Below are 19207 nucleotides of genomic sequence, written 5' to 3'. Positions count from 1 at the left end.
AGTCGATCTCTATCGACGACGAGAAGATATCAAAATTTGTGCTGGCGGATACTGGGGGCACAAAATAAAAAGGGCCGGGCTACTTTGCCCGGCCCTGTTGTTTTGGACGTCGCTACGTTCAGGCGCCGGAGCCCGGATAGTTCGGGCTTTCGCGGGTGATCGTCACGTCATGCGGATGGCTTTCGCGCAGGCCAGCACCGGAGATGCGAACGAAGGTCGCCTTTTCCTGGAAGTCCTTGATGTCCTTGCCGCCCACATAGCCCATGGCAGCTTTCAGGCCGCCTGCGAGCTGATGGATGACGCCGGACACCGGACCCTTGTAGGGCACCTGGCCTTCGATGCCTTCCGGCACCAGCTTCAGCGTGTCGCGCACTTCAGCCTGGAAGTATCGATCGGCGGAACCGCGGGCCATGGCACCGACGGAACCCATGCCGCGATAGGCTTTGAACGAGCGGCCCTGGTAGAGATAGACTTCGCCCGGGCTTTCATCGGTGCCGGCGAGCAGCGAGCCGATCATCACGGCCGACGCGCCGGATGCGATCGCCTTGGCGACGTCGCCGGAGAACTTGATGCCGCCATCGGCAATGACCGGGATGTCCTGCGCCTGCGCTGCTTCGACCGCCGACATGATGGCGGCGAGCTGGGGAACGCCGACGCCGGCGACGATACGCGTGGTGCAGATCGAGCCCGGGCCGATACCGACCTTGACGGCGTCTGCGCCCGCATCGATCAGCGCCTTGGTGCCGCTTGCGGTGGCAACGTTGCCGGCCATGACGCGGACATGGTTGGACAGCTTCTTGACGCGGGTAACGGCTTCGAGAACGCGGGCCGAATGGCCATGCGCGGTATCGACGACCAGAAGATCGACGCCGGCTTCGATCAGCCGTTCGGCACGCTCGAAACCATCGTCACCGACGCCGATCGCGGCAGCGGCGCGCAGGCGGCCCTGCATGTCCTTGGAGGCATGCGGGTTGAGCTGCGACTTTTCGATATCCTTGACGGTGATCAGACCAACGCAGCGGCCTTCGCCATCGATAACCAGCAGCTTTTCGATGCGGTTGGTATGCAGCAGGCGCTTGGCCTCCTGCTGATCGACGTTTTCCTTGACGGTGATGAGGCCCTGATGGGTCATCAGCTCGTGGATCTTCTGGGCCGGATCCGAGGCGAAGCGCACGTCGCGGTTGGTCAGGATGCCGACCAGACGGCCCGAGGCTTCGACGACCGGAATGCCGGAGATGTGGAAGGTCTTCATCAGGGCCAGCGCATCGGCAAGCGTCGCATCGGGGCCGATCGTGACCGGGTTGACGACCATGCCGCTTTCGAACTTCTTCACCTGGCGGACCTGTTCGGCCTGCTCGACCGGCGTCAGGTTCTTGTGGATGACGCCAAGACCACCGGCCTGCGCCATCGCGATGGCGAGACGGCTTTCGGTGACGGTGTCCATGGCCGACGAGATGATCGGAATGTTCAGCTCGAAATCAGTGGCAATGCGCGTGGCGACGCTGGTCTGGCCCGGCAGGACTTCGGAATGCCCCGGCTGCAGCAGGACGTCATCGAATGTGAGGGCGTCGAGACCGGTCGGCGTTTCTATAATACGAGCCATTGCCAATTCCTTCGATCTTAAAAATGCGGGACCGCTCAGGACCGTGAATACGTCCCGACGTTCCGGCAACAATTGCTTGGAAGTTGGCGAGGGCTGGTAACACGATAATGACAGGAAGGGAACATTTAAAACCCGGAGGCAGGCCCTCCGGGTTTGCATAGCTGTGAATTTCCCGCGTCAATATTCGTCAGATATCGAACTGGTAGCTCTTCGGCACGAAGCGGTAGCCGGTTTCCTGCTTTTCGGCGTAGCCGACGGCGGGGAACGGCATGTGGTAGCCGAGGAAGGCGACCTTGTCGGTGGCGATCATGTCGAACACGCGCTTGCGGGTTGCGGCCGCCTTTGCCTTGTCCATGTCGAACTTGACCTCCCAGTCCGGGCGCTGCAGCGACAGGACGAAGTGGTTGGCGGTATCGGCCGTGAGGATCAGGCGCTTGCCCTGCGATTCCACGTTGAAGATCATCATGCCGGGCGTGTGGCCGGCTGCGAGCATGCCGGTGATGCCGGGTGCGACTTCACCGCCTTCGCCGATAAAGGTCATCTTGTCCGCCAGAGGCTTTACATTGGCGAGCACGGACTTCTGATTGCCTTCAGCGGGCGTTCCGGCGCGGGCGCCGTCGACCCAGAAATCATACTCGGTCTGGCCGGTGATATAGGTCGCCTTGGGGAAAGCCGGCTTGCCGTCTTCCATCAGGCCGCCGATATGGTCGCCGTGGAGATGGGTCAGGACCACTTTCGTGACATCGCCCGGCATATAGCCAGCAGACGCCATGCCTTCGACCAGACGGCCGGCACCCATGGCATGACCTGACTGGCCGAAGCCCGTATCGAACAGGATGACGTCGCTGCCGGTATCAATGAGCGTCGGGGAAAAGCCGTTGACGAACTGATCGGTCGGCAGAAAGTTGTCTGCCAGAAGCGCGCTGACGGTCTCGGCCGACTGGTTGGTTCCAAACGTCTCGTTCGGAGTGCCGGAAGCGCGGGAGCCATCCTTCACCACGAGAACATCGAAGCTACCGAGCTTGAATTTGTGAATGTCGGGAGGGGTTACGCGATCGATTGCCAATTTCTTCTCCTGTGCCAGCGCTTTGCTGCTCATCAGCGCCTGGCCACTCCATATAGCCGGCGCCGCGAGGACGGCCAGTCCGGCACTTCCCAGCAGCGTGCGGCGTTCCATGCCCTTTGGTTCGTCCTTGAACGTCATGATCTCATCCCTCCGTTTGAAAGCTTTCGGGGGTGCACTGAAAATGCCCAAGCCCCGCACACGAATAGATAACAGGCGACAGGCAAAGGGAAACAAGCCTCACGCAGACGTGACATGGTCTCCCGGAAATTGACATTGTGCAATTGGCTTCATGCCGGAACAGGTCTAGAGCGGGGACGTTGAAGTGCGTCGCGTATCGCAGGCCCTCCCCATGAACCGCATCATTCCGCTTATTCTGGCCGTCGCTCTGTTCATGGAGCAGATGGATTCGACCGTCATCGCCACCGCACTTCCCACCATCGCCGCCGATCTCGGGGTCAGCCCGATCACGCTGAAACTGGCGCTGACATCCTACATGGTAGCGCTTGCCATGTTCATTCCGCTGAGCGGCTGGATGTCCGACAAATTCGGGGCAAAGAAGATCTTTCGCCTGGCAATCTGCGTCTTCATTGTGGGCTCGATCCTCTGCGCAATCTCCGAGTCACTGCTGCAGTTCGTGATGTCGCGCTTTCTGCAGGGCATGGGCGGTGCAATGATGACGCCGGTCGGCCGTCTCGTGCTGCTGCGGACGACGAAGCGAAGCGAACTTGTTTCCGCCATGGCGCTTCTGACGATCCCGGCGCTGGTCGGGCCTTTGACCGGGCCGCCGATCGGCGGTTTCATCACCACCTATTTTTCCTGGCACTGGATCTTCATCATCAACGTGCCGATCGGCATCGCCGGCGTGATCCTGACCGGCATCTACCTGCCGCACGTGCCGCCGGTGGAGACACCTCGAATGGACTGGTTCGGCTTTCTGCTGACCTCGGTCGCGGCCTCCGGCGTCGTCTTTGGCCTGTCGGTGATCGGCCTGCCGGCGCTGCCGCCGGTCGTCGGCATCACGGCCACGTTTGCCGGCTTTGCCGCCTGCATTCTCTATTATTTCCATGCCAAGCGGCATCCGTTTCCGGTGCTGAACCTCACGATCTTCAACGACCGGGCTTTCCGTGCCTCCACCACCGGCGGCACGATGTTTCGCATCGCGACCGGGGCGATCCCCTTCCTGATGCCGCTGATGCTGCAGCTGGGTTTCGGCCTCAATCCGTTTCAGTCCGGCCTCATCACCTTCGCCGGCGCGATCGGTGCGCTGACGGTCAAGTTCCTTGCAAGGCGGGTGTTTGCGATGACAGGCTTTCGAACCGCGCTGATCTTTGCCGGCATCCTTGGTGCAGCATCAACGGCGGTCAACGGGTTCTTCACGCCGGACACACCCCATATCGTGATCATCGGCGCGCTGCTCGCGGCAGGGTTATTCCGCTCCCTGTTTTTCACAGGTGCCAATGCTCTCGGCTATTCGGAGATTACGGACCAGCAGGCGAGCCAGGCGACGTCCATGGCCTCATTCCTGCAACAGGTGAGCCTGGCACTCGGCGTCGCGTTTGCAGCCTTCACTCTGGAGATGTCTTCCACATTTTCCGGCAGCCAGCTGGCGCTCGCGGATTTCCATCTCGCGTTCTTTATCGTCGCCGCTGTTTCGGTGTTTGCGGTGATCCCAATCCTCAAGCTCGACCCGATGACCGGTGCCGACGTATCGGGACACCGGCGCGGAGTGCGCGTCGGACAGGTAGAGCCGACACCGGGAGCCGGCGAGTAAACTCAGTCCCGGCCGAAGCCCTCGTCGCCCGCCTGTTCCCGCGGATCATCCTGCGCTTCGTCCGCTGCATCATCGCCGGAATGTTCGCCGCCCGCTTCGTTGGCGAGCCTGTGGGCCTGGCCTTTGAAGTGTTTTGCAAGCAGGAACATTTCCACCGATTCCTGGCGCGACGAGCCGGGCTTGATATGGATCACCTGCTTGAAATTCTTCTTGAGCATGTCGAGAAGGTCCTTCTCGGTGCCGCCCTGGAAGGTTTTCGCCAGGAAATGGCCGCCCTCGCCCAGAACCGAGACGGCAAAATGCGCGGCGACTTCACACAGATGCATGGTGCGCAGATGGTCTGTACGGTGGTGGCCGGTGGTCGGTGCCGCCATATCGGATAGGACGACATCCGGCGTGCCGCCGATCGCTTCCATCAGCTGGCGCGGAGCATCGTCGTCGAGGAAGTCGAGCTGCAGGATCTTGACGCCGGCAAGCGGCGCCATTTCAAGAAAATCGATCGCCGCGACGCGCATATCGTCATCGCTGGATTCGGTGACCTTGGCGGCGATCTGCGACCAGCTGCCAGGCGCTGCCCCCAGATCGATGATGCGGCGCGCGCCTTTCAGCAACTGGTGCTTCTCGTCGATCTCCAAGAGCTTAAAGGCCGCGCGGGCGCGATAACCCTCGAGCTTGGCGCGCTGCACATAGGGATCGTTGATATGACGCTCCAGCCAGCGGCGTGAAGACGCCTTCAGCTTGCCCTTCTTGACCTTCTGGCCAAGCTTGCGACCGGTGCGGTTGCCGCCAACGGATGGTTTCGTCATTGCTTGCGTCCCGTTTCCTGCGTCTGCCCGTGGCCTGAATTATTCGTCTGATGGTGGCCCTGGCCTGAACCGTTGCCTGACCCCTGGCCGAACCTTCGTCCCCTGCCGCGGCGCCAGACACCGTCATCAGCCATCATATCCGTCAAAAGACCTTCGCGCAGCCCGCGATCGGCAACCCGCATGCGCTGGCTCGGCCAGCGGCGGCGGATCGCTTCGAGGATGGCGCAGCCGGCAAGAACCAGATCGGCCCTGTCAGGACCGATGCAGGCATTGGCGGCACGGCCGGCGAAATCCCATGAGAGGAGCTTTGCCTGCATGGCGGAAACCTCGGAATCCGACAGCCAGAGACCATCGACCTTGCGGCGATCGTAGCGTGGCAGATCGAGATGGACGCCGGCAAGCGTGGTGACCGTGCCGGATGTGCCGATCAGATGAAAGTCCTCGGCACCCTGCTGGTGCGGGGAACCGATCGGCGGGCAATCGAACTTCGACAGCATGCCCTCGACCTCATCGACCATGCCGGCAAAGACGGCCGGCGTGACATCACGGCCGCCATGGCGTTCCGACAGCGTCACGACGCCGACCGGCAGCGAGGTCCAGTGGGTAATGTGGTTGGCGAGCCGCGACGAGCGGCTGTCGCCGATGCGGATGACCGCGATTTCAGACGAACCGCCGCCGATATCAAACAGCACGACGGAGCGGGCCTCGCGACCGACCAGCGACGAGCAGCCGGACACGGCAAGCCGCGCCTCGGTTTCGCGATCGATGATTTCGAGCTCGAGGCCGGTTTCCTCAGTGACCCGCGCCAGAAATGCCTCGCCGTTTTCGGCAGCGCGGCAGGCTTCGGTGGCAATCAGCCGCATGCGGCGGATCGGCCGGTGCGCAAGTTTCGACGCGCACACGCGCAAGGCATCGACGGCGCGATCCATCGCTTCCGTCGACAGGCGACCGCTTGCAGCCAGCCCCTCGCCCAGACGGACAATGCGCGAAAACGCGTCGATGACCCGGAACTGGCCCGGCCGCGTCGGCTGGGCGATCAGGAGACGGCAATTGTTGGTGCCGAGATCAAGGGCTGCATAGAGTTCGTCGCGGAAGCCTGCGAACTTGTCGGCGCCGGGAGAACCATGGCTTTCATGCCCGAGCGCCGCATAACCGGCATGGCCTGCGGCCGAAACCGTCTTGGCGGTGACCAGCGGTCCCTGCTTGGCCTGCGTCAGCGGCCGACCCTGCGGGCCCCGACCGGCACGCTTCTTCTTGCGGCTCTGATTGCGATCCTGCTGCGGGCCCTGCTGGCGCGGCTGCTTTCCGACCGGCTTCGCGTCACCGCGCAAGCCTTCGCCCGCCGACGCATCAGCACCAATCGGTCGATCGCCACTCTCCGCAGATGGATTCGGCGCATGTGCGGAGTTCTCCGTGACCGCGGAGCGCGAACGGGAGCGACGGCGCTTGCGCTTGCGCGGATGCGGTGAGCCCGGCTCTGGCCGCCCTCCGTCGGACGTGCCACCATCCGGTTTCATGCCGTGCGAGCGTCCGGCCTGGCCGGCCTTTTCAGCCGGGCTTGCGTGCGCCATCGACGCCGCGTCACGGTCTTTGCCGTTTCGCTTCGCCTTGCGGCGCCGGGAGTTCTTGACATCCCTGCGCAGTTCCGCCGACGCCCCGCCTTCCGGCGGCTTTCCGCCGCTATCGGGGTTCATCACTTTATAAGTCCATCTCGCCGCGCAACACTTTGAAGCATGCAGCTGGCGTCTGATCGTTTCGTTGACCTGAAGATAACAGCCTCAGGCGCATTCGCCAACGGCTTTTTAGGGCGCGGCAAGCAGGACCAAAAATGATGTCGATTTTTTTCACAAAGGGTATTTGCAAGCGCCAAGTGTTTGGTTATAAGCGCCGCACACCGATGAGCCACAAGGCTTTTCCTGCTGGGGAATAGTTCAACGGTAGAACGACGGACTCTGACTCCGTTAATCTTGGTTCGAATCCAGGTTCCCCAGCCAATTCTTTATTTCCGTTATTATTCAATCACTTAACAGGATGACCCTAGAGGCAACCGGAACAGTTTTCCGCATCATGTTCCCGGATCATTGCTGAGATCGACTGTGGCAAAACAACATGGGTCGTCTTTATGGCTCCTGTGAGCTTTTGCGGATTCTGTCTGGAACCACCCTCACCATCATCTCCGACTGTGATTACCTGACAGCAACGCGCATTGATCCGTTTCGATGCCTCTCCGCGACCAACACCGATCGCATCGCTCCCTCACACATCTCTCGTCTCCGGACGAAGGTTCGCAACGTAGGCCCTCTCCCAGGCTCGAAATGTCGCACTACCTTACATTCGGACTCCTGGAAGTCGTTAGTGGCGAGTATGTTGGCGCGCGCTTGCTCTTTCCCAAGGCGATCCATTCCGCAACAGCACTAGGCGGGCAGAACCCATTTAACGTGTGGAAATCGCTACGAAGTTGCTCCCCAAGGCCTTCAGCCAGGCGCTCAGTGTGCCGCCGGGGCTCAAATAGAGGGATGAAGGTGGCCCGGCATACTGCTCAAAAACTGCAGTGTGCCAACGGTCCATTAATGCTTCCGAAGTAAGCACACCCGACATTTTGAAAGGAATCTATTTCAATGAGTAAGAAGTGGACCGCAAACATCACTCTCACAGGAGCGGTCGTTCTCCTCGCAGTGCTTGGCCAGATGGAGATAGCGATTGGGCTAGCACTCCTTGATGTTGCGGTATTGGCCTATGTTTTGATTTATCAGAAAGGCAAGTGAGTGCGCTTTCTTTGGTCAGGATATGGCTCAGGTTCAAGTGCTGGAACCGGGGAGTCAAAACAATACAAGACTTTGCGCGGTAACGCCGCGGTGGGAGCGCCCAAGGTTCGCCGCGACGGTGTTGTGTCAGGCGACAAAGAACTGCCAAGTATCACTATCAACGGCTCTACTCGAAAGCGTTCCAAGGACGCCGATAACAATGACATGTCACTCATTGTATTTGGAATGACTAAGGGTGAAGCATGGATGGTCGCAGCAAGATTCATTGAATATGCGCGATTGGTAGAGCGGGGCCCCAGCGCCCATCAGCAAGAGGGAGCCGACGCTCTGCTAAAGGTAATGGAGGATGTGATGTATTTTGCCTCCAAGGAAGCGGTTGGCGAACTACTATCCGGCGTAGCGGCATCGTGGGAGAAGTGTGCGGCTTCGCAGGAAAGCATCGCCGATAAATGGAGGGCGAGAGGCGCGACCGGGGAGGCGTGGGCCGAGGAGGGTGCCTGGCATCGAAGCTGTGCATCCACAATACGCAATCTCGTCACAATATTTCAGAACCGCCGATTTGGCGAGCGGCCGACGAAGGGGCCGAAAGCGGTTGTTTAAAGAAAGGCTTGCTCGCTGTCGACCGGCGAGCTTCTTTTATATGCGCTGAGTTACCTTGTTTTGCCATCCCAGGCAGCTCCAACTAAGATAAAAAATCGCCAGTCCTGTTATGAATCAAGGACTTGGCCTGGAACAGAGATTGGGACGGTAGCGATCTCAAAGGATCGGCCGCCTAAGTTTTTCTAGTTGAAAACTCCGCTGACGCTCGAATAGTGGCCCTAAGCTATACCCCCTCTCACCTCACTACCCGAAGCCGTTCGCTTATCGCCTTAAACTTAAGCACAAACGCTCCTATCCGTTGGACATGCAATTGGACTTGAGATGTCCAACGCACTTTGACATTGTCCGTCCAACGAAAGGAGACGGACATGCGAAAAAGTTGGGCCGAATACAAGCGAGAGGCACGGAAACGGGAACGAGCAAGGCACTTGGCGCTGGAGCGAGCGCTGAATGCCTCGGTGTTTAAGGAGGCGTTTTCCGAGTTTTGCCGGGAGAACAAACGCACCGGATTCGGAACCCACTTCCTTATTCTCGGCAGCAGATGGTGGGATTTTGGCCAGGACGATGGGATCGAGCCACTGGATCCATCTGAGATCGGTGAAGACGACCAGGCCGCAGCTTTCAATTCCCTTGGCAAAGCCGAGCTGGTCCTCAGCCTGCTGGAGGACGTGGTCGAAACGCTGGCGCACGACATCTCCGATTTCAAGCGGAGCGAGATCGAGGCTCGGATCGAGGAGGTCAAAAAGTCCGGTCTTACCGGTCCGAACTCAAACGCCGCATTGGATGAATTGGAGCTTCTGAAAAAGATGCGTCACAACCTCAACAAGCGCGTCAGACGGACCCTCCCTTCGACCAGGGCGGCGGGCTAGTTCCCCGTCTCAACCACGTGAGCGACACGCCAGAACCGCATTGGTTGCGGTTTTGTGGTGACCAGTTATCAAAGGAGCTATTCGATGACCTATTATTCCCGACTCAATGGCGTTGAGTTGACAGAACTCAATCTCACTACGTCGCCCGCCGCCCCCACCGAAGAACAACAGCCTCCGTCGGTCGACAATGTCGTAGCGCTGCCGAAGGTAAAGCGTAAGTCTGCTGAGGTTTACGCCTTCGACTATTCCGGGGTTTCAGACGCGGTTGCGAAGGAGGCAGAAGCGACCGCCAAGCGTATCCGGAATCGCCTTAAGGTGCACAGCCTTGAAACGGGCAAGGAACTCCTCAATGTCAAGAAGGAGCTAGGTCACGGCAAGTTCGGCAAGTGGCTGGAGTTCCATTTTGGGTGGAAGGAGCGGACCGCACAAAACTACATGGCCTTGGCCACCGCTTTCGGCGCCACGCCCCAGGTCATAGATGCTTTGCCTCAATCAACGGTATATAGGCTTGCGGCAAAGAGCACGCCGGATGAGCTCAGGCAGTCGGTGATTGATGAGGTTAAGCGGGGCGAGAAACCCGACCCCAAGCGGATCGAGAAAGAGATCGCCGCGACCAAGGCCGAAGCTCGCCGGAAGCGTAACTCGGACGAAGTCGCGCCGCCCAATAATGCCTCGATCCTTCACGAAGCCTCTAAGCCTGATGATGTGCAAGCTCAAGCTCCAGACGCTCAAGCATTGATGGTCGAGGAGATAGCGAACGAGGACCATAATGTGGCAGCAGATGCTCAGCTGCTTGTCGATGCCCGGCATGAGCAACGCGCTAAAAGCATTGCTGAGCACTTGAAGAAGCACCTAGGCATCCACTTCAACGTTATACGCGACGCGATCCTGAACACCGAGTTCGCAGCGTTGAGGGCGGCTCTCTCCGAAACGTGAGTAACCGAGCCCCAGCGCATACCGTTACCCGCTGATGGTTGGTCCGCGAGTAACGTCCTCGCCAAGCCGACCCTTGCATCCTGTAGCGCGATGCCGGGTCGGGGAACGGCAGCGATCCTAGGGATTGGCCGCATGCATCCGCGGAAGAGACTGCGACAAACGCCGGCAATCCGAGCTCCCATTTAGAGTTGCTCACACACTCCAAGATCTGACCACTTCTAAAAGGGGTCGTATAGTCTTGGTCACTTCCAACACACATCACGAGTATAGCACATGGTTACCTATCGCATGTCTAGGCAGGCAATCGCATACATTCGCGTATCAACCAATCAGCAGGGAGAAGTAGGCATCGGACTTGAAGCTCAACGTGCGTCTATCCGCGCCTATGCTGATGCGTCTGGCGTCGAGATCATCGAATGGTTCCAGGATGTGGCAAGCGGTCGAGGCGACAAGAACCTCGCGCGCCGGGAGGGCCTGAACAAGGCATTGGAATTCGCACAAAAGAACAACGTCGATCTCCTCGTAGACAGTCTCAATCGGCTGTCTCGGCATACCAAGACCGTGGAACACATATTGCGCGAACGGAAGGTTGCGATCGTATCCGTTTCCGACGAGCGCACCAGCGATCCTTTGGTGCTTGTCAGCCGCGCTGCACGGGCCGAGTATGAAGGCAATCAGATCTCTGAGCGGACAAAGCTCGTCCTTGACAGGAAAAAGGCCGAGGGCGTTCAGCTCGGGAACAGGACCAATCTTCCCCAGGCTCAGAAGCTCGGGGCGGAGTCAAACAAGCGCCGGGCTGAGGAAAAGGTCAATGAGATTGCTTCGAACATCCTGCAGCATAGCTGGCAGGATCTCTCCGTGCCGGCCTTGGTGGATGCACTGAACGGGCTAGGCGTAAAGACCAGCCGTGGCAAGCCTTGGAGTGCAGCGGCGCTCCGTAAGCCCCACAAGGCAGCTCTGGAGGTCCTGCGGACGTCGACGACGACGGATTACCGGCGCAACCCTAACTTCGGCCGATTCTGAGCCGATTGCCCAGTTGCAGAGGCAGCTTCGCCCTTTCTCTTCCGGGATACCTCTGGACTTCTGTCCATGAAGTCGGACGTGGCGTTCACCACTCATACGACCGCCACATCCCGACGGAGCGACTCGCTGGCGCCCGGCAGGTCCAGGCCCGGGAGTTCAACGTTGAACAGAGCCGACGCGGCGTATGAGCTTCTATACGCCAGCCAACGCCATCTGGCATCTGGATCCTGCACATGGGTGATGCCCACCGAGCGCAATGCGCCGGCCTCCGAGGCGTTTTAGGAGAAATCAGCTGTCGCTATCGGTTAAATGATGTCGGCGATCTCTCCGGCGTCAACACGCGAACGGCAATTTCGGATTTTCTCACCGCGGCCTGGCTGGCGAAGCCGCAGTCGATCGCCATGGCTGCCGGGCAGCTACATCGGTTCGTCAATGAAATTGAAGTCGACGACATGGTTATCAAATACAATCCCTCCGCCGCGTATACCTCCTTAGAGAGATGGTTGATCCTTATCGCTACTACACCCCCGTAGGTCCAGAGGATGCGCAATACCGGCCGGCGCGCTGGGAAGGCGAGGTCAGTCGCGATCTTCTGCGGTTGAGCACAGGAACCGCTGAGGGGAAATCTCAAGTCAACGGTAGCTGCACCAGGTCCAATCGGTCACTACCATCCCTCCTCAGGTAAGGCCCTAGTTAAGCGCAGTTCAGGGCAGCTTCAGCTGCCTTCGAGCTTCGCCCCAGCTACCGGGATCGGTAGGGATATGTTCGCCAGCCTGGTCGCGAGGTGACTTCCGCATTGATTTGCCCATTTCTGCTTGGACAAGGATCGTAAAACTTTTACGGGCAGCCCAAATATGCGCTCGTAGCTTCTGCCGATCGATAGGTTTCTCGGCTGCTAAATAGCGCGCTGCGTAACAAGCTTTCAGGACCTGATCCAAAACCTTGACCCGAGTTCCTTCGTCTTCCCTACCACTCTTTCTGTCGACTACATTGGGAAAAAACAGCCTACCCTTATCGACTAGCGCGCTCGCTTTGTAACTCAGGATTTCGCACTCTTTCGGCGAGTAAACGGTGCCGGAAGAGATCGGGAAGCATGCGGTCTCAATTTCTGCCAATGATTCAATAACCTGGTGCGCCCATGTCGTTAGTTCCGCGTCGCGTTGTCGTCGGCCGGACAGCCAAGAAAGAAAAAACTGCGCTCCTGTGATCAGAATCGTTAGGATAGCAATGAATACGCCAATCGACTGCTCAGATACAGATTCCACGCTTACCATTCCCTTGGATAGACAATGCTGAAAATCATTCCAGATATCCACGCCGATGTCGATCGTTTGAACCGAAGCCTGAATGCGTCAGCCCAATTTGACCAAGTGGCCTTTCTTGGTGATTTCATTGACGGGAACCCTGCAGGCAAGTCGGACGACCTAGCTGTCCTTAAGCAAGCTCGTCTTTTGATAAGCAGTGGACGAGCGATCAGCGTTTTGGGGAATCATGAGCTTAATGCGATCCTGTTCCACACACTCGGAAACGACGGGAATCCTCTTCGAGCCCATTCGAACAAGAACTGTAATCAGCATAGGACCTTTCTAGATCAATTCGGCGCGTGCACCCCCGAAGCGCTGGAATGGACTGAATGGTTTCTGACCCTTCCTCTCTGGATAGACTTAAAGGCCGTGCGGCTCGTTCATGCTTGTTGGAGTGACCCCGCTATCTCGATTATCGCGGCTCGCCGACCGGATGGCAAACTTCGGCGCGAAGATCTGCAAGAGGTAGCTCAGAAGTCATCACCTTTTGGACAAGCAGTGGAAAAGATTCTGAGCGGACCTGAAGCTGCCCTCCCGCCAGGATACGATTTCGCCGATAGTCGTCACCATCGACGAAATCATGTCCGCCTCGCTTGGTGGCGCTCTAACTCCCTGACTTGGCGTAAAGCAGCTTTGTCGGTCCCATTTGTTGATGAGCTACCGGCGGGCGATCTGCCTCGCGAACTCGAGCAGGATATGTATCCCATGGATGCGCCACCCGTGCTTGTGGGACACTACAAGATGGCTGGACTTCCCGCGATCGACTCTCCTCGCGCATCTTCGATCGACTATCCGGCAACGCCGTGTGTTTATCTGTGGCAAGGTGAGAGCGCGTTAACGGACCGCAACCTTATTAAGCTTTGAAGTCATTGCCATCGGCCCAACAGTCGCGTCCGTTCGCCGTAGGCAAGGCGGGAGCCTTGGATCCGTGAAGAGCTGCGAAGGCGACGTTTGCGACCGCCGTGCCAGCCAGTGACCGTCCTCGAACCAAATAGCACACACTGTGCACTAGCTTGACGGCTCCACCTTCTCCCACCCCAGCATATGCTCGTTCTTGTCGAGCGATACTACAGCGCCGGATTTGGCGCGAAAATGAGGTGCCAGTTGAGAGTGATCTGGCGGTCCTGCCCGCAGCTACATCCCTGGCACGACGTTGGAATACAGTGCTCTCTTCGCAAACCTATATGCGTTCGATCAGCAGAGGCCCTTCCGGAATAAATCCTGAAACGAACGATTTGCGTGACCGGAATCCGCGAAACTTATCAATTGCGATTGCTTCTTGCTTGGAGAGCTCTCGCAGTTCTGAGACCTCCCAGAATACCGCCCAGAATCCCTGGTTGTCAGTTCCGTATTTGAAAGTGGACTCAGGCCTAAAACGACGCCCGTCTGGATGTCCACCACCCTGTGCCTCTACATGGACGTTGTATTGCGCGATCCACCTCACCTTTGGCAGCCCGAACTTGGCACTTGCCGACGCATAGATATAGACATCCACCGGCTGGTTATCGCGGAGATCATCGAGATCTCTGAATACTTGGAAGGCCCTTGAGCCGAATGCGACTTTGCCGGTCTTCTCTTGTGTCACGAGCCCGCTTATCAAGTGCTCTTCTGGAACGGGGGCGAGAAGTGCGACGGACTGCATGATCATCTAAAGCTCCACAAAGTTGATGAATTGCACTGTTCGTGCGATAGCTAGTAATCAAATGCTGCCGGCTCAGCGTTGTCCCGAACTACGCTCACGACGCGTTCATCGAACGTCTTCGTCAGTCGTAGCGTCGATGCAGAGGGTGACCGTTACTTCGGCTCCCCTACGTGCGCTGCAACTCCATATCCGAATTCGAAAACCCAAGCATGAGCCAGTGCTGATCGCTAGGCAGTGCGAAAGCGTTCAACAAGCTTTTGCACCTGGGCCAAATAGGCCACCCTTGTCATATCTTCTTGGAGCGCGGTGATCGGAATGCGGATGTCACCGTTTAGCGAACTCAACATGAAGGAAACTCCCGTGGACCGAAATCCATCGACCAGCTCTTGCCGATCGCGCTCCTGTGCGAAAAGCGGGGAGCTTGCAAGGTAGGACAGCGAGATGGAAATTTTCGCATTGCCGGTTAAAAAGAGCGGGTAACGCCGCGTGCCGTCCTCTGGCAGCCACCATCCAAGTGACGGGGTCTGCGCCGTCGTAACAAATGGATGTAATGCCAAACCATCCGCCCAGTCATAGATATTGCGTGCAATTACATTTGCAGCCTCTCCATGGCGTTCTCGATAGTCTGTGAACCACTCGTCAATCGACGGCGTGACTAGACTGCGGCCAACAGAGACCTTTTGCTCATCGTTTTGCGACTGTCCAAGAATGCTGGTTGCGAGGACCTGACCGCTCGCCCCGACATGCTGGCGAACTTCCACCGCATAAACTTCAGCGGTCCGCAGTTGTTTTGCTAAGAATTCCACGATCCGCAGCAACTCGGGCGGCATCTCGTCAACCAGGAAGATCATACGGATGCGACCTGCCCGAAGATTATCTTCCACTTGCAACCAAAACCGCTCCGCGTCGATGTCTTCGCCCAGCAATGTCTGCAGTGCCTCTGCAGGGTCTCTACTGAGACTAGAATGGGTGGAAGCAAAGGCATCGCGCAGCTCGCCTATCGACCAATAGGCTGGGCCGTTGGCCGCATAATCAAACATCTGCCCGATCACTTCACGCCGGCTTCGGGTATCGCGACTGCGCTTGACTTCGACAAGCGTCGGAATGGAGTCCTGGTCTACATAGAGATGATCCAGCGACCAGCGCCGCTCTGAAATCGCTCCATCTGGAACGGGAACTTCGCGTTGAATCAAAGCCCAGCGGCGTGACTGCTGATCACGGTATTGGCCGCCAAGAATCGCCGGATACTCTGCAAGTAACCGCTGGATATGATCTTCATTGTCGTAAGCTTGAGGCTTCATTTCGCTGAGGGAACCATCACTGCCGATGTGAAAAAGATATGATTGTGACATTCTCCTGATTACCCCGCCGCGCTCTCGTTCAATACCCTGATCACCTCGACCAGCTTTTTCGTCTTCTCGAAGTCGAACACCTGCTGCGGCCCTTCCGGTGCCATGTCGATGAAGGGGCTTTCATAGAGCAGGCCTGGGTCCATCACGCCCTTCTCGGTCAGGTGCTCGATCACCATGTCGAGGAATTCGACCTGGTCGGCGGTCACGCTGGCATCCGAGAGGAAGCTGCTGAAGGCTTCGGCGACGGCGGCGCGGTCGAGCCCGACCAGCGAGCGGATGAAGGGGCCGAATCCGTGGGCGAGTTCGGTTGCTTTTTCGATATGAGCCGGCTCACCAATGCCGGCCAATAGCAGCATCTGCCGGAGTTCCTCGATGTCGGTTTCCGTCAGCGGCTTGCCGTGGCGCAGCTTGGCGATGGCGATATGGTCCTCGTGTTCACGCAGAAAATGCCGGGCCTTCTTCTTGAAGCGGGCAAAGTCCACGGCGCCCACTTCCGGCAGGTTGTGCTCTATGCCTAGGCCGAGCTCGTCGATGAAGTTGGTGTAAATGATCGCCTTGCGGCCCTTTTCGATGTGATGAACAAGACCGCGCAATCGCAGACGCACCAGCTCCAGCAGCGGCACGGTGATGCCCTCCCACCATAGGTCGGAGAGAATGTCGAGGATCAGCGCGTGCTGTGCAGCGACCGGCGGGATGGCAGTCTGCTCGTCCAGCGCCGCGGCGATCTCGATCAGCTGCTTCTTCAGCCGGTCGAAGCTTTTTGATCCCTTCAGCAGCGCCAGCTCAAGGTTGAACATCAGCAGATCGAAGCGCTTGGCCTCCTCCGGCTCGCTCTTCATCTGGTTGGGCAGCGGCGCCACCTCGTCCAGCAGTTCGTCGCGCATGGTGTCGGACAGGTTGTTCCAGGCCTCCGGCGCCTGGTATTTTTCCACCAGCTTGCGCCGGGCGCGCACGATGAAGTTGTCGAGGTTCATGGTGCCGACATAGGTCTTCAGGAAATCGAGTGCTCCGGCCCTGATTTTTGGCTCGGTCGGTGCCGCGTCCGGTCCGGCATCGTAGGCGACGCCCTCTTCGGCGACACCCGGTGGCCGCTCCAGCGCGTGTTTTTCGTCTAGCCCCCGCACCAGGTCAAAGCGGGCGGCAAACAGGCGTTCGCTGAGCGAGCGGGCATTGCGGCCCTCATCGGGCTTCGGGTTCTGCTTGAAGAATTCGAGGTTCTGGCAATAGTCGAAGACGCGGAAGAACTCCTTGTCCTCGCCGGGGCCGAACAGGTCGTGGCAGAGACGCGTGCCGCGGCCGATGATCTGCCAGAATTTCGTCTTGGAGCGGATCAGCTTGAACAGCACGAGATTGACCACCTCGGGCACGTCGATGCCGGTGTCGAGCATGTCGACGGAGATGGCGATATGAGGGCCTGCGTCCTTCTTCGAAAAATCATCGATCAGGCTCTGGGCGTATTCGGTCTTGAAGGTGATGACCCTGGCAAAATGCCCGGCCAGATGCGGATAGGCCTTGTTGAAACGCAGCTCGATGAACTCCGCATGGGCCTGGTTCTTGGCGAAGATGATGGTCTTGCCCAGCCGGTCGCCGCCCGCCACCTTCACGCCCTCCGTCATCACATGGGCCAGAACCTTGTCGACGGTGTCGGCGTTGAACAGCCATTTGTTGACCGCTTCGGCGTTGACGCTGTCAGGCGGGTCGCCATCCTCCTCGTCCCATTCCAGCATGTCCCACTGCTCTCTCTCCGTCTCGGAGAGGTCATCGTAGCGGATGCCCTCGCGGACGAATTTGAGGGGGACCGACACCGAAAGCGGCGGCACCAGATATTCGTCCTCCACCGCCTTGTCGAGCGAATAGGCATCGGTCGGCACGCCGTCTTCCAGGTCGAACAGGCCATAGGTATTGTGGTCGATCTCGTCCTTGGGTGTCGCGGTCAGTCCCACCAGCAGGCTGTCGAAATAATCAAAGATTGCGCCATAGCGCTGATAGACCGAGCGGTGCGCCTCGTCGATGATGACAAGGTCGAAATGGCCTGGGCCGAAGCGGGCGCTGCCCGTCAGCTTTCCCCCCGTCTGGCTGCCCACCTGGCCGCCATGGCGCTCGTCAATCAGGTTCATCATGGTCGGATAGGTGGAGAGAAAAACCCGGCCCTCCGCCGTCTTCTCCGTCACCAGATTTACCGGTGAGGCGTCCGGCAGATGTGCTTTGAAGGCGCGCACCGCCTGGTTCACCAGCGCCACGCGGTCGGCGAGAAACAGCACGCGCTTAACCCAGCCGGCCCGCATCAGCTGGTCCACCAGAGCAATCACCGTGCGCGTCTTTCCGGAGCCGGTCGCCATCACCAGCAGTGCCTTGCGCGCCTTCAGCGTCTCGAAATTCTCCGCGACGCGGGCGATGGCGCGGGTCTGGTAATAGCGGCCGGCGATCTTTGTGTTGATCGGAGTGCTCGCGATCACGCGTCGGCTTTGCCGCCGCTGGATCAGCAGCTGCAACTCGTCCTTCTTGTAGAAGCCGGAGACGTTTCGTGGCGGATAGGCCAAATCGTCCCACAGCCAGTGGTCATAACCATTGGTGTAAAAGATCACCGGGCGCTGGCCGAATTGCCGCTCCAGCCCGTCGGCATAGAGCTTGGCCTGCTGCTGGCCGGCCGTGGCATCACGCTTGGTGCGCTTGGCCTCGATCACCGCCAGTGGCTTGCCGTCGTCGCCCCACAGCACGTAATCGGCAAAACCCTCGCCCTTCTGATTGGGCATGCCGGCAATGGGAAATTCCCGGTCGCGCGCCTCGCTCAGCGGCCAGCCGGCTTCCTTCAAAAGCAGGTCGATATAGAGATCGCGAGTCTGAGCTTCCGAATAGTCATGGGCGTCCGGCCGCGCCTCGTTTTGCCTGCGCACGCGGGCAATCTCGTCGCGCAGGGCCTGCAGTTCCGCATCGCGCTCGGCCTTGTCGCGCAGAAGGTCGGCAAACGCCTTGTCGCGCGCTTCGGTCTCCGCTTTCATTCGGGTCAACTCGACAAAGGCCTTCTTCACCACGTCTGTCTTGCGGGTGAGAAAGGCGGGGTCGAAACTTAGGCTGTCGGCGGGCGGGTTGCGGCCATAGGTGCGTGCCAGCCAGAAACATAGGTGGAACAGCTCGCGCACCGCATCGCTGGCATCCTTCGCCTGCGTCTGCCGGCCTTCATGCACTGCCTGGTTGCCGATACGGATGATCAGCTTGGCCTTGATGAAGACAGCCTGCCCAGCGCGCACGACAAAACTCGGCTCGTGGATCAGCGCGGAAATCTTGTCGTCATAGGGAAAGTGCAGGCTGGCATCGTGCTTGTAAGCCCATTGCACCGCCAGCTCCACCGTGCGCCGGGCATAGAAAGCAGAGGCGCGCGGATCGCCCGCAGCATAAGATTCGGCCTGCCTCGCGCTGTCGAAGATATCCGGAAATTCGGGGGTGAGGAAGGCGAAGTTGGACATGGAGCC

15 protein-coding genes and 1 tRNA gene are annotated in these 19207 nt (G+C 58.9%); 8 read left to right on the top strand and 8 right to left on the bottom strand.

From position 1 onward, the window contains the following. Positions 1 to 118: 118 nt before the first annotated feature. Positions 119 to 1603 carry an IMP dehydrogenase gene (gene guaB / locus G6K99_RS03085; RefSeq protein ID WP_062453742.1) on the bottom strand — a complete coding sequence of 495 codons (1485 nt, stop codon included), beginning with the start codon at positions 1601 to 1603 and terminating at the stop codon, positions 119 to 121. A 187-nt stretch (positions 1604 to 1790) separates the two neighbouring features. Further along, on the bottom strand, positions 1791 to 2807 hold the full coding sequence (locus G6K99_RS03080) for an MBL fold metallo-hydrolase (protein WP_371816115.1): 1017 nt from the start codon (positions 2805 to 2807) through the stop codon (positions 1791 to 1793). Positions 2808 to 3018: 211 nt separating this feature from the next. Here G6K99_RS03080 and G6K99_RS03075 point away from each other — a divergent pair, with 211 nt between their 5' ends. Beyond that, entirely contained in the window at positions 3019 to 4440 is a 1422-nt protein-coding gene (locus G6K99_RS03075) for an MFS transporter (protein WP_174195677.1), read from the top strand. Positions 4441 to 4442: 2 nt separating this feature from the next. Here G6K99_RS03075 and G6K99_RS03070 read toward each other — a convergent pair whose 3' ends face one another. Continuing rightward, positions 4443 to 5246, bottom strand: coding sequence for an RlmE family RNA methyltransferase (locus tag G6K99_RS03070; RefSeq protein WP_174195676.1), 804 nt, complete (start codon positions 5244 to 5246; stop codon positions 4443 to 4445). Continuing rightward, entirely contained in the window at positions 5243 to 6943 is a 1701-nt protein-coding gene (locus tag G6K99_RS03065; protein WP_174195675.1) for an exopolyphosphatase, read from the bottom strand. The genes G6K99_RS03070 and G6K99_RS03065 overlap by 4 nt, the downstream gene beginning before the upstream one ends. 223 nt (positions 6944 to 7166) lie before the next feature. On the opposite strand from G6K99_RS03065, the gene G6K99_RS03060 reads away from it, so the two are divergent. From G6K99_RS03060 to G6K99_RS03035, 6 genes are all read left to right on the top strand, one after another. Beyond that, positions 7167 to 7240: transfer RNA gene (locus G6K99_RS03060), tRNA-Gln, on the top strand. A gap of 624 nt (positions 7241 to 7864) precedes the next feature. Further along, positions 7865 to 8011 (top strand): hypothetical protein, encoded by a 147-nt coding sequence (locus tag G6K99_RS03055; protein WP_174195674.1) that lies wholly within the window; start codon positions 7865 to 7867, stop codon positions 8009 to 8011. 968 nt (positions 8012 to 8979) lie between these two features. Continuing rightward, positions 8980 to 9480: a hypothetical protein gene (locus G6K99_RS03050; protein ID WP_174195673.1), complete on the top strand. Its 501-nt coding sequence runs from the start codon at positions 8980 to 8982 to the stop codon at positions 9478 to 9480. Positions 9481 to 9564: 84 nt separating this feature from the next. Continuing rightward, the gene (locus G6K99_RS03045) at positions 9565 to 10416 is read left to right on the top strand and encodes a DUF3102 domain-containing protein (protein WP_174195672.1); all 852 of its coding nucleotides are present in this window, start codon (positions 9565 to 9567) and stop codon (positions 10414 to 10416) included. A gap of 273 nt (positions 10417 to 10689) precedes the next feature. Beyond that, the gene (locus G6K99_RS03040) at positions 10690 to 11439 is read left to right on the top strand and encodes a recombinase family protein (protein ID WP_174195671.1); all 750 of its coding nucleotides are present in this window, start codon (positions 10690 to 10692) and stop codon (positions 11437 to 11439) included. Between the two features lie 233 nt (positions 11440 to 11672). Then, positions 11673 to 11972, top strand: coding sequence for a hypothetical protein (locus G6K99_RS03035; protein ID WP_174195670.1), 300 nt, complete (start codon positions 11673 to 11675; stop codon positions 11970 to 11972). Positions 11973 to 12143: 171 nt separating this feature from the next. Here the strand turns inward: G6K99_RS03035 and G6K99_RS03030 are convergent, their stop codons facing one another. Beyond that, the gene (locus G6K99_RS03030; RefSeq protein ID WP_174195669.1) at positions 12144 to 12704 is read right to left on the bottom strand and encodes a hypothetical protein; all 561 of its coding nucleotides are present in this window, start codon (positions 12702 to 12704) and stop codon (positions 12144 to 12146) included. A gap of 24 nt (positions 12705 to 12728) precedes the next feature. On the opposite strand from G6K99_RS03030, the gene G6K99_RS03025 reads away from it, so the two are divergent. Continuing rightward, on the top strand, positions 12729 to 13607 hold the full coding sequence (locus tag G6K99_RS03025; protein WP_174195668.1) for a metallophosphoesterase: 879 nt from the start codon (positions 12729 to 12731) through the stop codon (positions 13605 to 13607). A gap of 316 nt (positions 13608 to 13923) precedes the next feature. Here the strand turns inward: G6K99_RS03025 and G6K99_RS03020 are convergent, their stop codons facing one another. From G6K99_RS03020 to G6K99_RS03010, 3 genes are all read right to left on the bottom strand, one after another. Then, positions 13924 to 14391: a hypothetical protein gene (locus G6K99_RS03020; RefSeq protein ID WP_174195667.1), complete on the bottom strand. Its 468-nt coding sequence runs from the start codon at positions 14389 to 14391 to the stop codon at positions 13924 to 13926. A 221-nt stretch (positions 14392 to 14612) separates the two neighbouring features. Beyond that, complete coding sequence (locus tag G6K99_RS03015) at positions 14613 to 15737, bottom strand: hypothetical protein (RefSeq protein ID WP_174195666.1); 1125 nt, start codon at positions 15735 to 15737, stop codon at positions 14613 to 14615. An 8-nt stretch (positions 15738 to 15745) separates the two neighbouring features. Further along, positions 15746 to 19201 carry a DEAD/DEAH box helicase family protein gene (locus tag G6K99_RS03010; protein WP_174195665.1) on the bottom strand — a complete coding sequence of 1152 codons (3456 nt, stop codon included), beginning with the start codon at positions 19199 to 19201 and terminating at the stop codon, positions 15746 to 15748. Positions 19202 to 19207: the final 6 nt, after the last annotated feature.

The organism is Neorhizobium sp. AL 9.2.2 (genome assembly GCF_013317225.1).
Lineage (GTDB): Bacteria > Pseudomonadota > Alphaproteobacteria > Rhizobiales > Rhizobiaceae > Neorhizobium > Neorhizobium soli.
This window is presented reverse-complemented; position numbering and strand designations above follow the sequence as displayed.